The sequence below is a fragment of the Streptomyces sp. NPDC048254 genome (assembly GCF_043201895.1).
GTDB lineage: Bacteria > Actinomycetota > Actinomycetes > Streptomycetales > Streptomycetaceae > Streptomyces.
Window position 1 is genome coordinate 72,723 of the sequence record NZ_JBICZJ010000010.1, and the last position, 14,162, is coordinate 86,884.

Genomic DNA, 14,162 nt, shown 5'->3' on the forward strand with positions numbered 1-14,162 from the left:
TACGACGACAGGGAGACGTCATGACCGACAAGCCGACCGTGGCCTTGCTGGGCACCGGCATCATGGGCGCCGCGATGGGCCGCAACCTCCTGAAGGCCGGACTCGCCGTCCGCGCGTGGAACCGCACCCGCGCCAAGGCCGAACCTCTCGCCGCCGACGGCGCCCAGGTCACCGACACCCCCACCGAGGCCGTCCAGGGCGCCGACGTCGTTCTGACCATGCTGTACGACGGCGACACCGCCCTGGAAGCCGTCCGCGAGGCCGCCGGCGCGCTGCGGCCCGGGGTCGTGTGGGCGCAGTGCACCACCGCGGGACTCGACCAGATCCCCGAACTGGCTGCCTTCGCCCGCGAGCACGGCCTGGTCTTCTACGACGCCCCGGTCCTCGGCACCCGCCAGCCCGCCGAGGCCGGACAGCTCACCGTCCTGGCAGCCGGTCCCGAAGCGGGCCGGGAGACGGTCGCGCCGGTCTTCGACGCCGTCGGCGCCCGCACGCTGTGGACCGGTGACGACGGCTCCTCGGCCACCGCGACCCGGCTCAAGCTGGTCGCCAACAGCTGGGTCATCGCGGCCACCGCGGCGACCGGCGAGGTGATGGCGCTGGCCCAGGGCCTCGGCGTCGACCCGCACAGCTTCTTCGACCTGATCGCGGGCGGGCCGCTCGACATGGGCTACATGCGGGCCAAGGCCGGGCTGATCCTGGACGGCGGGCTGACCCCGCCGTCCTTCGCGGTGGACACCGCCGGGAAGGACGCCCGGCTGATCGTCGCCGCCGGCGCGAGCCACGGCGTGCGCCTCGACGTCGCCGAGGCGGCCGCCGAACGCTTCGCCCGCGCCGCGGCCCAGGGCCACGCCGACGAGGACATGGCCGCCGCGTACTTCGCGAGCTTCGACGGCAAGTAGCCAGTCACCCGGGTCCGCGCCGACGTGACGGCCCGGCCTTCCGAGGAGCACCCTGGAAGCAGCGATTCCGGAGGTGGTCCCCATGATGCAAACCGCTGTGGGATGGCACGTCGAGATGGAGTTCCTGGAGGACGACACGCACACGCGCGCGGTGGCCATGGTGCGCCTGCCCGACGGCACCGAGGTACGGGCGCACGGCCATGCGAGCCGTCACGACTCCGACAGCAATCAGCCCAGAGTCGGCGAGGAGATCGCGGGAGCCCGCGCTTTGAACGAACTGGCCATGCAGCTGCTGACCAAGGCGCACGGTGAGATCGACGCGGACTCCGGGCGGCACTCGCACCCGATCAACGTGTGAGCGCGCGGGCGCGCGGGCGCGCGGGCGGCGCGGCGGCTTGGGCGCGCAGGCGTGCGAGGCGTGGGCGCGGGGTGCGGGCGTGGGCGCGTGCGCGGGGCGCTGAGGCGCGTACATGGGTGCTGAGGCGTGTGCGTGGGTGCTGGGGTGTGTGCGGCGGCTACGACAGCGCCGTGCGCACCGCCCGCACCAGCGCCTGCGCCCGTGCGTCCGCCGTCACGCTCTTGCGGAAGCCGTTGGTGACGTAGCCGAAGGCGATGCCCGACTCGGGGTCCGCGAAGCCGAGCGCGCCGCCGCGGCCCGGGTGGCCGAAGGAGGCGGGGGAGAGCAGTGGGGACGCGCTGCCGTGCAGCATGTAGCCGAGCCCGAAGCGGGTGGAGATGACCAGCACCCGGTCCGGCCCCGCCGACTGCTCGGTGCGGGCCAGCTCCAGGGTCTCCGGCGTGAACAGCCGTGTGCCGCCGTCGACCTCGCCGATGAGGGAGGCGTAGAAGCGGGCCAGGCCGTCGGCGGTGGCGATCCCGTTGGAGGCGGGGAGGGCGGCCGCGCGGTAGGCGGGGTCGTTCTCGTCCGGAAGCGGGCTGATCGCGCCGAACGCCCGGCGGGTCAGCGACCCGGGGTCGGCGTATGCCTCGGAGACGGCCCGCTTGGGCCGGGTCCGCAGCGCGCCGGCGGTCTCCGGAGCCTCGACGGGCCCGACGCGCCCCACGCGCGCGTGCTCCGTCTCCGGCAGGCCGAGCCACAACTCGGCGCCGAGCGGCCCGGCGATCTCCTCCGCGATCCACTCGCCGATCGGCCGCCCGGTCACCCGCCGCACCAGTTCGCCGGTCAGCCAGCTGTAGGTCTGTGCGTGATAGCCGTGATCGGTGCCCGGCTCCCACACCGGCGCCTGCGCCGTCACCGCGGCCGCGCCCAGATCGGGGTCGGCGGCCTCCTCGGGCGTGAGCGGACGGTCCAGTACCGGCACGCCGGCGCGGTGCGCGAGCAGGTGCCGCACCAGCGTGCACTCCTTGCCGGCCGCCTTGAACTCCGGCCAGAGGTCACCCACCGGGGCGTCCAGGTCCAGTTCCCCGCGCTGCCGCAGAAGCAGCAGCACCGCGGCGGCGAGGCCCTTGGTCGCCGAGCGCACGATCTGGGCGGTGCCGTGCTCCCAGGACGCCTCGCCGGCACCCCCGTCGAAGTCCCGGGCGCCGCCCCACAGGTCGACGACCCGGTGTCCGTCCCGGTACACGGCGACCGCCGCGCCCCGGTCCCCGAGCAGCTCGAAGTTCTTCGCGAACGCGTCCCTGACCGGCTCGAAGCCCTCGGCCACAGTGCCGTTCACGTCCACGTCCGCCACGTCCTTCCTGATCGCCTGCACCCTGGAGGGCAACGCCCCCGCGGGGCCTGCGATTCCTCGGTACCGAGGACGTACGGGCGTGAGCTGCGCCTCAGTGGGCGAGGCGTGCGGTCAGCCGAGCACGATCGTCACGTCGATGTTGTCGCGTGTCGCGTTCGAGTACGGGCACACCTCATGGGCGGCGTCCACCAGCTTCGCCGCGATGTCCGCGTCCAGGACCGGGAGCGAGACACTGAGCGCGACGGCGAGACCGTAACCGCGCCGTTTGTTGGGGCCGATACCGACCTTCGCGGCGACCGTGGAGCCGGTCAGGTCGTAACCCGAGCGGTTGCCGACCAGGATCAGCGCGTTGTGGAAGCAGGAGCTGTAGCCCGCCGCGAACAGCTGCTCGGGATTGGTGCCGTTGCCGTCGCCGCCCAGCTCCGGAGGCATCGCGACCTTGAGGTCGATCTGGCCGTCCTGGCTGGTCACGTACCCGTCCCGGCCGCCGTGTGCGGTCGCCTCGGCGACATACATGATCTTCGTCGGACGGGTGTCGACGGTGGCGCCTTCGGTCACGGCGGGACCTCCCCCAGGGCGGAAACGATGGTGGGCAACACGGTGGTGCGCAAGTACATCGTGCACAAGGTACCGACCGGTAGGAAGTCTCCGGATTACCAGGGGGTGGAAACCGTGGGTAACAGGGGTCGGGGGAGCGAGAGTGGGGGTGGGGGCGTGCGATGTTGAGGTGCGCGCCGAGCGTGGGCGCCGCTACGCGGGGCCGCGCCGCTCGCCCGGTCCGCGAGCATCCGCAACTCCTCGCGCAACCGTGCCACGTCCGCGCCGTCGAGGCCCGTCGTCGTGAGCAGGGCGCCGGGTACGCGCGCCGCGCGCTCCCGCAGTTCCTCCGCGCGCCCGGTGCACGCGACGAGCACCGAGCGCTCGTCCCGCTCCGAGCGCTCCCTGCGCACCAGACCCGCCGCCTCCAGCCGCTTCAGCAGCGGTGACACCGTGCCGTAGTCGAGGCGCAGCGCGCCGGCCAGTTCCTTCACCGTGGTCTCGCCCTGCTCCCACAGGACGAGCAGCACGAGGTACTGCGGGTAGGTGAGCCCGAGGTCGTCGAGGAGCGGGCGGTAGGCGGCGGTCACGGCGCGCTGTGCGGCGTACAGCGCGAAGCACAGCTGGTCGTCCAGCCGTGGCGGCCCCGTGTCCTCTTGATGCGTCACCCGCCCATTGTCACGGACGCGGGGACGCTCGGGACGGCCGTCACGGAAACGCGTCAGGCGCTCCCGCGTCCCGCCGTCGCCGCGCGCGGGTCGAAGCCGAACGGCAGTTCCAGCCGGTGGGCGCGCATCAGGGCGTCGTCGGAGAGCAGTTCGCCGGTCGGGCCGTCGGCGGCGATCGTGCCGTCGCTCAGGATCAGGGAGCGCGGGCACAGCTCCAGGGCGTAGGGCAGGTCGTGGGTGACCATGAGGACCGTGACGTCCAGGGAGCGCAGGATGTCGGCGAGTTCGCGGCGGGAGGCCGGGTCGAGGTTGGAGGAGGGTTCGTCGAGGACGAGGATCTCCGGTTCCATGGCGAGGACGGTGGCGACGGCGACCCGGCGGCGCTGGCCGAAGGAGAGGTGGTGCGGCGGGCGTTCGGCGAAGTCGGCCATGCCGACCCGTTCCAGGGCGCTACGCACGCGTGCTTCGAGTTCGGCGCCCTTCAGGCCGGCCGCTGCCGGACCGAACGCCACGTCCTCGCGCACCGTCGGCATGAACAGCTGGTCGTCGGGGTCCTGGAAGACGATGCCGACCCGGCGCCGGATCTCCGCCATGTGCCGTTTGCCGACCGGCAGTCCGGCCACCGTCACCGTGCCCGTGCCGCCGCTCAGGATGCCGTTGAGGTGCAGTACGAGGGTGGTCTTGCCGGCGCCGTTCGGCCCGAGCAGCGCGACGCGCTCGCCGCGCGCGACGGTGAAGTCCACGCCGAACAGGGCCTGGTGCCCGTCGGGGTAGGCGAAGGCGAGGCCGGAGACCTCGAGGGAGGCGGGAGCGGTAGTCACAGGGTCCATCCCAACACGCAGACGACAAGGGCGGACAAGGGCAGCGCGAGGGCGTGGGACCACTGCGCCCGGGACGCGGTCACCTCGTCGATGACCGGCATCGAACCGGCGTACCCCCGGCTCACCATGGCCAGGTGGACGCGCTCCCCGCGCTCGTAGGAGCGGATGAACAACGCGCCGGCGGACTTCGCGAGCACGCCCCAGTGGCGCACGCCCCGCGCCTCGAAGCCGCGTGACTCCCGTGCGATCCGCATCCGGCGCATCTCGTCGGTGATGACGTCGCCGTAGCGGATCATGAAGGAGGCGATCTGGACGAGCAGCGGGGGGAGCCGGAGCCGCTGGAGTCCGAGGAGCAGTTCGCGCAGCTCCGTGGTGGCCGCCAGGAGGACGGAGGCGGCGACACCGAGGGTGCCCTTGGCGAGCACGTTCCAGGCGCCCCAGAGGCCGTTCACGCTGAGCGAGAGACCGAGGACGTCGACCCGCTCGCCCTCCGCCACGAACGGCATCAGCACCGCGAAGGCGACGAACGGCACCTCGATCAGCAGTCGGCGCAGTACGAAGGAAGCGGGCACGCGCGCGTGGTGCGCGACGCCCGCGAGGAGCACGGCGTACAGGGCGAACGCCCACATCGCCGTACGCGGTGTCGAGACCACGACGACCACGAAGGCGAAGGCGGCGGCGAGCTTGGTGTGCGGGGGGAGCGCGTGCACGGGGGAGTGCGCGTGCCGGTAGAGCCGGTGGGCGTGTCCTGCACCCATGTCAGAGCGCCTGGGACGGTTCTTCGGCGCCCCGGCGCCTGCGCACCGCCCAGAACACCGTGCTGCCCGCGACGACGGTCACACCGACGCCGATGACGCCCGCGAGGCCGCCGGAGAGGCGGGCGTCGGAGACGTCCTCGACGCCGTAGTCGGCGAGCGGGGAGTCGGCGGCGGCGTGCTCCTGCGCCTTCGCGTCGATGCCCTTGTCGTGGGCGACCTTCTCCAGACCGTCCGGGTCGGCGGAGGCGTAGAAGCTGACGAACCCGGCTAGGACCAGGGAGGTGGCGAGCCCTGTGATCCACAGCGCGCGCCGCGAGGCGCGCGCTGCCACGGGCGCCGTGGGCGCCGGCTGTGACGGGGGTGCGTCCACCAGCACGCCGTTCACACGCAACTTCAGTCCCTGCCGCAGTTCGCGCGCCCCGTACACCAGGTCCGGGCGTACGGCGATGACGGCGCCGACCGTGAGCGCGGTGATCGCGGCCTCGCCGATGCCGATGAGGACGTGCACACCGATCATGGCCGTGGCCACCTTGCCGATGGACACGTCGGTGGTGCCGCCGATCGCGTAGAGGAGCGTGAAGGCGACGGAGGCGGCCGGGACGGAGAGCAGGGCGGCGACGAAGGAGGCGGCGGTCACCGAACGCCGGGTGCGCGGCAGGACCTTCAGCAGGCCCCGGAAGACGGCGTACGCGACGACGGTCGTCACGATCGCCATGTCGGTGATGTTCACACCGAGCGCGGTCAGGCCGCCGTCCGCGAACAGGATGCCCTGCATCAGCAGGACCACGGACACGCACAGGACGCCGGTATAGGGGCCGACGAGTATCGCGGCCAGCGCTCCGCCCAGAAGATGGCCGCTTGTTCCGGCCGCGACGGGGAAGTTGAGCATCTGTACGGCGAAGATGAACGCCGCCACCAGGCCGGCGAGCGGCGCCGTGCGCTCGTCGAGTTCGCGGCGGGCACCGCGCAGGCTCACGGCGAGGGCGCCGGCCGCGACCACCGCGGTGACCGCCGAGGTGGGGGCGTCGATGAATCCGTCAGGTACATGCACCGTTCGATTTTAAGGCGTTGTTGCGAACCTTTTGCAAGAGCGAGAGAGTCGTGTATCGCGCACCGAGACGCACCGAGGTGCTTCGGGGGTGCTTCGGGGCGCCTCGGGAGCGCAGGAGATACCACGACCTCCGCAAGCGCAATCCGGAATATGTGCGACATTGGAGAGAAAGCGGATGCACAGCTTTCGCAAAGGTAACGGAGCGTAAAGGGCAGTCCGATGTCTGTAGTCGAGCAGTATGCGCGAGCCCACATCGTCACGGACGAGGACGTGCCGGTAGACCCGGGTGCGGTACCTGTCGTCCTGCGCTACGACCCCGAGGCCGATCCCCGATCGGTGCGTGTCGGCCTGCCCGGGACGGACGAGTGGACATTTGCGCGCGCGCTGCTGGAGCAGGGACTCAGGGCGCCGGCGGAGAGTGGTGACGTACGGGTGTGGCCACTGGGGCGGGTGCAGGCCGTGGTGGAGTTCCACTCCGACCACGGCACGTCCGTGGTGCAGTTCGAGTCGAAGGCGCTGCTGCGCTTCCTCCGGCGCACCTACATGGCCACCCCCGTGGCCGGTTAGCGCCGCCTACAGCGACGACCCCAGCTTCAGCAGCGCCGCCACGATCGGCCCGGCCGTGTCGCCGCCGTGGCCGCCCGCCTGGACCACGCCCGCGCCCACCAGATCGCCCTTGTACGCCGTGAACCAGCCGTTGGGCTTCTTCTGCCCGTCGACCTCGGCCGAGCCCGTCTTGGCGCCGTAGTCCGGGCCGAGACCGGCCATCGCCTTGGCGGCCGTACCGTACGCCGCCGTGTACTGCATGACCTCCTTCAGCTCGGACTGGGTCTTCGCGGACATCGTGCGCGAGGCCTTGGCGACGGTCCGGTTGTCGACCGAGGGGGAGACCAGGTACGGCTGGTGGAAGACGCCCGTCTCGACGGTGGACGCCACCGACGCCATGTTCAGCGGGTTCATGCGCACCCCGCCCTGCCCGATCAGCGAGGCGCCCATCTGCGCGCCGCTCTGCACCGGGACCGAGCCGTCGAAGGTCGGGACGCCGATGGCCCAGTTGTTCATGCCGAGGCCGTACACCTGCTGCGCCTCGGTCGTCAGGTCGCTGTTGGACAGCTTGGGCGCGAAGTTGATGAAGGCGTTGTTGCAGGAGGCCCCGAAGGCCAACTTGAACGTGCCCTTCTTGATCTCGGAATCGTCGTCGTTGTGGAACGTCCACCCGGCCAGCTTGTACGTCTTGGGGCAGGGGTGGGAGGCGTCCGGGGTGATGAGCCCCTTCTCGAACAGCATCGTCGAGGTGACGATCTTCATCGTGGAGCCGGGGGCCAGCGAGCCCTGGAAGGCCACGTTGAAGCCGTGGCTGGAGTTGGCCACGGCGTAGATCTCGCCGGTCGACGGGCGCATCACGACGACCGAGGCGTTCTTCTGGGTGGTGACCTGCTTCTCGGCGGCCGCCTGGAGGGTCGGGCTGAGCGTCGTCTTCACTGTTCCCGGCGTGCCCTTGCTGAGCTCCAGGAGGGTCTTGTCGGACAGCTTCGCCTTCTCGGACGCCTTGCCGCGCACCACGCGCAGTTCGACGCCCGCCTTGCCGCCGGCCTTCTTGCCGAACTTCTCCCGCAGCCCGTCCAGGACCGTGCCCAGCGACGGGTACTTGGCGGTGGTGATCTCGCCGCCGTCGCGGTCCAGGGCCTTGATGGGCGGAGTGCCGGACTCGCCGGTGGCCAGGGTGTCGCCGTCCGCGAGGTCCGGGTGGACGACCGCGGCGTGCCAGTCGACCACCGGCTTGCCGTCGCCGGCGCGCCGGACGACGCTGAACGAGGAGTCGTACGACAGCGGCTTGCTGACGCCCTTGTACGACACCGTCGCCTTCACCGAGAACGGGACCTTGGCACCCGTGCGCGTGCCCTCGGTGAGCGTGACGTCCTTGACGTGGGCGTTCTTGGCGTAGCCGGTGAGCAGCGTGATGCAGGCCTTGGCGTCGTCCGTGACGGCGGCGGCCTGCGTGACCTTGCCCTGCTGCCAGGACGTCAGGAAGGTCCGCGCCGTCGTCTGCACCTCGGTCGCCGACAACGGCCCGGTCTTGACGGGCTTGGCGGCCGGCGCCTTCGACGCCGCGTCGGCCGCTCCGCCGCCGTACAGCGCGTAGACGCCGATGCCGGCGCCGCCGACGACGACGGCGATCATCCCGCCGATGACGGCGGGTCTCCTCTTCTTCCGTCGCTCGACGACGCGCCTTCTCTTGCCCACAGCTCAGTCCCTCCGCGCACTTCCCCAGGGCCCCCGCCGCCCCGTAGCCCTCACGCTCCCCAACGACGGCAACAGCCTAGAGTCCCGGCCTGTGGGAGTGACTTCAGCCACCGATCCGTAGCACGCTTGCGACAATCGGACCGGCCGCGTCGATGCCGTGCCCGCCGTCCTGGGTCATGGCCGCGGCCGCGACGTCATCGCGGTAGCCGGCGAACCAGCTGTTCGACTTGGACTGCCCGTCGACCTCCGCCGAGCCCGTCTTGGCGCCGATGCTGCCGCGCAGCCCGCTCATCACCCCGGCCGCGGTGCCGCTGGTGGCGGTGCGGTTCATCATGGAGCGCAGCTGGCCGACCGTATTGGCCGACAGGCCCTTGGCGGTGGCCAGTTCACGGCCGTCCAGTTTCGGTGAAACGAGCACCGGCTGCCGGAAGGTTCCCGTCATCGCGGTCGCCGTCACCGACGCCATGTTCAGCGGGCTCAGCTGCACCTGGCCCTGGCCGATGAGGTTGGCCGCGGTGTCCGGGCCGCCGGAGGCGGGGACGCGGCCGTCGAAGCTCGGGATGCCGGTCTTCCAGTCGTTGCGCCCGAGCCCGAAGCGGTCCTCGGCCTCCTTGGTGAGCGAGTCGACCTGGACGGAGTCCGCGTACTTCACGAACGCCGTGTTGCAGGACCGTGCGAAGCTGTCCGAGAGGGTGGCCTTGAGATCCGGCTGAAGTCCCTTGAGGTTGCTGAAGGTCTGGCTCTGCCAGGTCGCGGTCGGCGGGCAGGGCGCCGGGCCGTTCATCGTGGTGATCCCGTTGTCGATGAGGGTGGCCGCGCTGATGATCTTCATGGTGGAGCCGGGTGCCAGCTCGCCCAGGAAGGCCGCGTTGAAGCCGTCCTCACGGTGGTTGGCGACCGCGAGCACCTCACCGGTGGTGGGCTTGACGGCCACCACCGACGACTCGGCGTACTTCGTCACCGCCGACTCGGCGGCGGCCTGCACGCGCGCGTCGAGCGTCGTGCGCAGCTTGCCCGCCCTGCCCGGCGCGAGGGTCAGCAGGGTGGTGTCGGCGGACTCCTGGGACGCGTGCTGGATCACCAGCTCCACGCCGGGGGTGCCGCCCGCCTTGTCGCCGTAGCGGCTGCGCAGCTCGTCCAGGATCGGGCCCAGGGACGGGAACTTGTCCTTGCTGAGGACCGTGTTGTTGCGGTCCACGGCCTCGATCGGCGGGCTCGCCGCCTCGCCGGTGGACAGCGTGTCGCCACGTCTGAGCTGCGGATGGATCACGGACGGCTGCCAGTCGACGAGCGCGCGGTGCGTGGTCTCGCCGCGTACGACCGTCAACGTGCTCTTGTAGGCGAGCGTTTTCGACTTCCCGTCGTAGGACACCGTCCCCTTCACGCTGAACGGCACGGTGGCTCCGGTCGCCTTGCCGGGCGTGATGTGCACGTCCTTGATGTGCGCGGTGGCGCTGAAGGAGGTGAGCACCGGTTCGGCGTCGGCGGAGTTGTTCGTGTACGACGCCGCGGTCACCGACTCGCCCTTCTCCCAGGCCGCGAAGAACTTCCGCGTGGTGTCCTTGATCTCGTCCGTGGTGGGCGGCCCGGTCCGTACGGCCGCTGTGCCGCCGTCGTCGCCGCGCAACGCCGACAGCACGTTGTAGGCGCCGTATCCGGCTCCGCCCACCATTACGGTGCAGACGCCGCCGACTATGGCCGCCTTGACCCCCTTGCGCATGGCGCGAATCCCCTCCCCGTGCACTTTCGCCGCATTTTGTGAACGCGTTCAAAAGCTGGCTTTGATGCGCACTGTAGGCGGTTGTGAGGGCCCTGTGTCAGATGTTGACTCATTGTTGTCTGAACAGAGATCAGGGATGTGGCTCACACCCAGGTATCGAGCCACATACGTGAACGCCAGGAATCGATCGGAATCGCCGTGCCGGTGTACAGCGGCCAGAAGTAGATGAAGTTCCAGACGATCAGCAGGACGAGCACGCCGGCACCCGACGCGCCGATCAGCCGGCGGGTGTCGCTGGAGCCCGGCGGGCCGATGATCGCGCCGATCATCATCGCCACCGCGAGACACAGGAACGGCACGAAGACCACGGCGTAGAAGAGGAAGATCGTGCGCTCCTGGTACATGAACCAGGGCAGGTAACCGGCCGCGATGCCACAGGCGATGGCGCCCGCCCGCCAGTCGCGGCGGAACGCCCACCGCCACAGGACGTACAGGATCGCGAAGCAGGCCGCCCACCACAGCAGCGGCGTGCCGATCGCCAGCACCTCACGGGCGCACTTCTCCCCGGCGCCCGACGGGCAGCCGTCCGCACCGGGGGAGGGCGACTCGTAGAAGTACGACACCGGGCGGCCCAGCACCAGCCAGGACCACGGGTTGGACATGTAGGTGTGCGGCGACGAGAGGCCGACGTGGAAGAGGTACACCTCGTGCTCGTAGTGCCACAGGCTGCGCAGCCAGTCCGGCAGGAACGTCCAGTCGCCGCTCTTGCCGTCGGTCGCCGCCCAGTTGCGGAAGTAGCCGCCGCTGCCGTCGGTCGGGGACAGGATCCAGCCGATCCAGGACGTCAGGTAGACGGCCACGGCGACCGTGCACATCGCCGCCCAGGAGACGACCGACTCGACCACGAACGGCAGGGACAGCCGGCGCTCGGCACCCGCGACCTTCCGCGCGCCCATGTCCCACAGGACGGTCATCAGGATGAACGCGGCCAGGATGTACATGCCGTTCCACTTGGTGCCGATCGCCAGCCCCATCAGCAGGGCCGCCGCCCAGCGCCACGGGCGCCAGCCCAGCCAGGTGGTCTTCGCGACGTACGCGTGCGGCCTGACCCGGCCGTCCGCGTCGGCCGGGAGCGCGGCCGCGAGTCTCTCCCGTGCCCGGTCCCGGTCGATGAGCAGACAGCCGAACGCCGCCAGCACGAAGAACATCAGCACACCGTCGAGCAGCGAGGTGCGGCTCATCACGAAGTGCAGCCCGTCCACCGCCATCAGGCCGCCCGCCAGGCAGCCCAGGAGGGTGGACCGGAACAGCCGGCGCCCGATCCGGCACAGCATCAGGACGCTCAGCGTGCCGAGGAGCGCCGTCATGAAGCGCCAGCCGAACGGGTTGAAGCCGAAGACCAGCTCCCCGAGCCCGATGACGTACTTGCCGACCGGCGGGTGCACGACGTACGCCGCGTCCGCCGGGACCGTGACATGGCCGTTCGCCTGGAGGATCAGATCGTTGGCGTTCTTGTCCCAGTTGACCTCGAAACCGCGGTGCACGAGCGCCCACGCGTCCTTCGCGTAGTACGTCTCGTCGAATATCACCGCCTTCGGGCTGCCCAGGTTCCAGAACCGCAGCAGGCCCGCCACCAGCGTCACAAGGAGCGGGCCGCCCCAGCCGGACCAGCGCGTGATCCGCTCGGCGAGCGCCGGGGGCACGCCCAGGCCGAGCCACAGCCGGGAGCTGGGCTCGGCGTACGGCGGGACCAGGCGGTCGACGACATCGGCGCCCGCGCCGGCGCCCACGGCGCTTCTGCCGCCGGTGGTGTGCGCCGTGCGCGCCGGGCTCGCCGTGTAGCCGAATCGGCGCAGCCGCTGCTGCCACGTCGGCTGCTCGTCGAGCGCTGCCTGGCCCTGCCGGGTGTCCGTGGAGGACGCGGTACTGGTCACCGCGCCATCGTAGGGAACCGTTCTGTGTGAGTCCCGTGCAATGGGGCTTAGAGGTGGTTTCCTTTGCGATCGACTGCGATCGCCGGCCGCGGCTCCCGGGGGACCGCGCTGTGGGACGGCGCTGTCGGTGGCTGCTGCGAGGATGGAGGCGTGACTGGAACCCTTGTCCTCGCAGGCACCCCCATCGGCGACGTCGCGGACGCGCCGCCCCGGCTCGCGTCGGAGCTGACCGGCGCCGACGTGATCGCGGCCGAGGACACCCGGCGGCTGCGGTGGCTCACCCAGGCGCTCGGTGTGACGCCCAAGGGGCGCGTGGTGTCGTACTTCGAGGGCAACGAGGCCGCCCGCACGCCCGAGCTGGTCGAGGAACTCGTCGGCGGCGCGCGCGTGCTGCTCGTGACCGACGCCGGGATGCCCTCCGTCTCCGACCCCGGCTACCGGCTGGTCGCGGCCGCCGTGGAGAAGGAGATCCGCGTCACCGCGGTCCCGGGGCCGTCCGCGGTGCTCACCGCGCTCGCGCTGTCCGGGCTGCCCGTCGACCGGTTCTGCTTCGAGGGGTTCCTGCCGCGCAAGGCGGGCGAACGCCGCTCCCGGCTCCAGGAGGCCGCCGAGGAACGCCGCACCCTCGTCTACTTCGAGGCCCCGCACCGCCTCGACGACACCCTCGCCGCCATGGCCGAGGTCTTCGGCTCCGAGCGCCGGGCCGCGGTCTGCCGTGAGCTGACCAAGACGTACGAGGAGGTACGGCGCGGTCCGCTGGCCGAGCTCGCGGTGTGGGCGGCCGACGGGGTGCGCGGCGAGATCACCGTCGTCGTCGAGGGCGCCCCCGAGCGCGGGCCCGAGGAACTCGACGCGGCGGAACTCGTACGGCGGGTGCGGGTGCGGGAGGAGGCCGGTGAGCCCCGCAAGGAGGCGATCGCGGCGGTGGCGGTGGCGGCGGGGATTCCGAAGCGGGTGGTGTTCGACGCGGTGGTGGCGGCGAAGCGCGCTGACGGGTGAGGGCGGTTTCGGCAGTGCCGTCGTGGTTGCTCCTGTGTAGTCGTGTGCGGGGCGGTGGGGGTTGGCCGCGTTGTTTTACGCGCCCCTGACCTGCGGTGATGTGTCCTCTGAGCGGGGCGCGCCTCCTCTGAGCGCGCGCCCCACGGGACGGTAAAGCAAGGGCGGGAAACGCAAAGCCCAGCCCTGTGCGACAAGGCCGATTTGGCAAGCAGAATCCAAATCGCCTCCAACACTCGGCAGGCCCGTCGCATTCGCGCCGGTGAAGGCGTCCACTGGTCAGCAGGGACGCACCCGTCCCTCACCTTCATGGGATTCCGGGGGGAATCCCGGCAATCGGGGTGCTTGTCCAGCGGACAAGAGGAGCTGGCATGAGTGAGATCGCAGGGCAGACCGGCCTCCGCGGTGCGGCCACAGCCGTCGTTCACGAGTCGTATTCCTTCGCCTGCATGCGATGCGGGCACGGCTGGGAGCAGTCGTACGAGATAGAGCACCACACGGACGCGGAGAACCACGAGTTCGTCATGTATGTGGCGAACGGCCAGGTCGTCCCGTCCCCGCTGAGCCGGCCCGCGTGCCAGAACTGCGACGGCCACGTCCTGCGGATCATGCGCGCGGGGCAGGTCTCGTCGGTGCACAGCGCGGCCCGGCAGTCGTCCGGCCGGCCGGTGCAGCAGGGCGGCCGGGACGAGGTGGCCGGGGAGACCGAGACCGGACCCGCGGTGGGGGAGGCCCCCGCGCAGGTCAAGTCGCACCACCACTGGCACCTGTCCGATCTCCTGCATCCGTTCCAGCGCAAGGCGAGCTGACCCGGCCGCGGGTCCGGCGGGGTGTGCC

General features: G+C 71.1%; 14 protein-coding genes. 5 read left to right on the plus strand and 9 right to left on the minus strand.

All coding sequences use genetic code 11. The features are described from left to right. Positions 1-20: 20 nt before the first annotated feature. Together ACGFZQ_RS27155 and ACGFZQ_RS27160 are read left to right on the plus strand one after the other, a co-directional pair. The gene (locus ACGFZQ_RS27155; protein ID WP_393842505.1) at positions 21-902 is read left to right on the plus strand and encodes an NAD(P)-dependent oxidoreductase; all 882 of its coding nucleotides are present in this window, start codon (positions 21-23) and stop codon (positions 900-902) included. Between the two features lie 82 nt (positions 903-984). Beyond that, positions 985-1,260 carry a DUF1876 domain-containing protein gene (locus ACGFZQ_RS27160; protein ID WP_351706757.1) on the plus strand — a complete coding sequence of 92 codons (276 nt, stop codon included), beginning with the start codon at positions 985-987 and terminating at the stop codon, positions 1,258-1,260. Positions 1,261-1,417: 157 nt separating this feature from the next. Here ACGFZQ_RS27160 and ACGFZQ_RS27165 read toward each other — a convergent pair whose 3' ends face one another. The 6 genes from ACGFZQ_RS27165 to ACGFZQ_RS27190 form a co-directional block, all read right to left on the minus strand. Continuing rightward, the gene (locus ACGFZQ_RS27165; protein ID WP_393842789.1) at positions 1,418-2,587 is read right to left on the minus strand and encodes a serine hydrolase domain-containing protein; all 1,170 of its coding nucleotides are present in this window, start codon (positions 2,585-2,587) and stop codon (positions 1,418-1,420) included. 120 nt (positions 2,588-2,707) lie between these two features. Continuing rightward, on the minus strand, positions 2,708-3,112 hold the full coding sequence (locus tag ACGFZQ_RS27170; RefSeq protein ID WP_393842790.1) for an organic hydroperoxide resistance protein: 405 nt from the start codon (positions 3,110-3,112) through the stop codon (positions 2,708-2,710). A gap of 137 nt (positions 3,113-3,249) precedes the next feature. After that, positions 3,250-3,801, minus strand: coding sequence for a MarR family winged helix-turn-helix transcriptional regulator (locus ACGFZQ_RS27175; protein WP_393842506.1), 552 nt, complete (start codon positions 3,799-3,801; stop codon positions 3,250-3,252). A gap of 53 nt (positions 3,802-3,854) precedes the next feature. Beyond that, a complete protein-coding gene (locus ACGFZQ_RS27180) occupies positions 3,855-4,631 on the minus strand; it encodes an energy-coupling factor ABC transporter ATP-binding protein (protein WP_393842507.1) in 777 nt (258 codons plus the stop codon). Beyond that, the gene (gene cbiQ / locus ACGFZQ_RS27185; RefSeq protein WP_351738989.1) at positions 4,619-5,380 is read right to left on the minus strand and encodes a cobalt ECF transporter T component CbiQ; all 762 of its coding nucleotides are present in this window, start codon (positions 5,378-5,380) and stop codon (positions 4,619-4,621) included. Before cbiQ ends, ACGFZQ_RS27180 begins: the two co-directional genes overlap by 13 nt. A gap of 1 nt (position 5,381) precedes the next feature. Beyond that, positions 5,382-6,431, minus strand: coding sequence for an energy-coupling factor ABC transporter permease (locus tag ACGFZQ_RS27190; protein ID WP_393842508.1), 1,050 nt, complete (start codon positions 6,429-6,431; stop codon positions 5,382-5,384). 219 nt (positions 6,432-6,650) lie between these two features. Between ACGFZQ_RS27190 and ACGFZQ_RS27195 the strand changes: the two genes are divergently transcribed. Further along, complete coding sequence (locus ACGFZQ_RS27195) at positions 6,651-6,998, plus strand: SsgA family sporulation/cell division regulator (RefSeq protein ID WP_351738983.1); 348 nt, start codon at positions 6,651-6,653, stop codon at positions 6,996-6,998. A 6-nt stretch (positions 6,999-7,004) separates the two neighbouring features. Here ACGFZQ_RS27195 and ACGFZQ_RS27200 read toward each other — a convergent pair whose 3' ends face one another. The 3 genes from ACGFZQ_RS27200 to ACGFZQ_RS27210 all read right to left on the minus strand — a co-directional run bounded on the left by ACGFZQ_RS27200 (position 7,005) and on the right by ACGFZQ_RS27210 (position 12,329). Beyond that, entirely contained in the window at positions 7,005-8,675 is a 1,671-nt protein-coding gene (locus ACGFZQ_RS27200) for a penicillin-binding transpeptidase domain-containing protein (protein ID WP_393842509.1), read from the minus strand. Between the two features lie 103 nt (positions 8,676-8,778). Further along, positions 8,779-10,395, minus strand: coding sequence for a penicillin-binding transpeptidase domain-containing protein (locus tag ACGFZQ_RS27205; protein ID WP_393842510.1), 1,617 nt, complete (start codon positions 10,393-10,395; stop codon positions 8,779-8,781). Positions 10,396-10,538: 143 nt separating this feature from the next. Further along, positions 10,539-12,329, minus strand: a complete 1,791-nt coding sequence (locus tag ACGFZQ_RS27210; RefSeq protein ID WP_393842511.1) for a dolichyl-phosphate-mannose--protein mannosyltransferase — start codon at positions 12,327-12,329, stop codon at positions 10,539-10,541. A gap of 150 nt (positions 12,330-12,479) precedes the next feature. Between ACGFZQ_RS27210 and rsmI the strand changes: the two genes are divergently transcribed. Beyond that, positions 12,480-13,328 (plus strand): 16S rRNA (cytidine(1402)-2'-O)-methyltransferase, encoded by an 849-nt coding sequence (gene rsmI / locus ACGFZQ_RS27215; RefSeq protein WP_393842512.1) that lies wholly within the window; start codon positions 12,480-12,482, stop codon positions 13,326-13,328. 368 nt (positions 13,329-13,696) lie between these two features. Next, positions 13,697-14,134, plus strand: a complete 438-nt coding sequence (locus ACGFZQ_RS27220) for a hypothetical protein (protein ID WP_393842513.1) — start codon at positions 13,697-13,699, stop codon at positions 14,132-14,134. The last annotated feature ends 28 nt before the right edge of the window (positions 14,135-14,162 follow it).

Bases quoted from the DNA above. Each gene is read 5' to 3' on its own strand.
- ACGFZQ_RS27155 (WP_393842505.1), top strand. From the start codon at position 21: ATGACCGACAAGCCGACCGTGGCCTTGCTGGGCACCGGCATCATGGGC.
- ACGFZQ_RS27220 (WP_393842513.1), top strand. From the start codon at position 13,697: ATGAGTGAGATCGCAGGGCAGACCGGCCTCCGCGGTGCGGCCACAGCC.
- ACGFZQ_RS27170 (WP_393842790.1), bottom strand. From the start codon at position 3,112: ATGTATGTCGCCGAGGCGACCGCACACGGCGGCCGGGACGGGTACGTG.
- ACGFZQ_RS27205 (WP_393842510.1), bottom strand. From the start codon at position 10,395: ATGCGCAAGGGGGTCAAGGCGGCCATAGTCGGCGGCGTCTGCACCGTA.
- ACGFZQ_RS27160 (WP_351706757.1), top strand. From the start codon at position 985: ATGATGCAAACCGCTGTGGGATGGCACGTCGAGATGGAGTTCCTGGAG.
- ACGFZQ_RS27180 (WP_393842507.1), bottom strand. From the start codon at position 4,631: ATGGACCCTGTGACTACCGCTCCCGCCTCCCTCGAGGTCTCCGGCCTC.
- cbiQ (WP_351738989.1), bottom strand. From the start codon at position 5,380: ATGGGTGCAGGACACGCCCACCGGCTCTACCGGCACGCGCACTCCCCC.
- ACGFZQ_RS27195 (WP_351738983.1), top strand. From the start codon at position 6,651: ATGTCTGTAGTCGAGCAGTATGCGCGAGCCCACATCGTCACGGACGAG.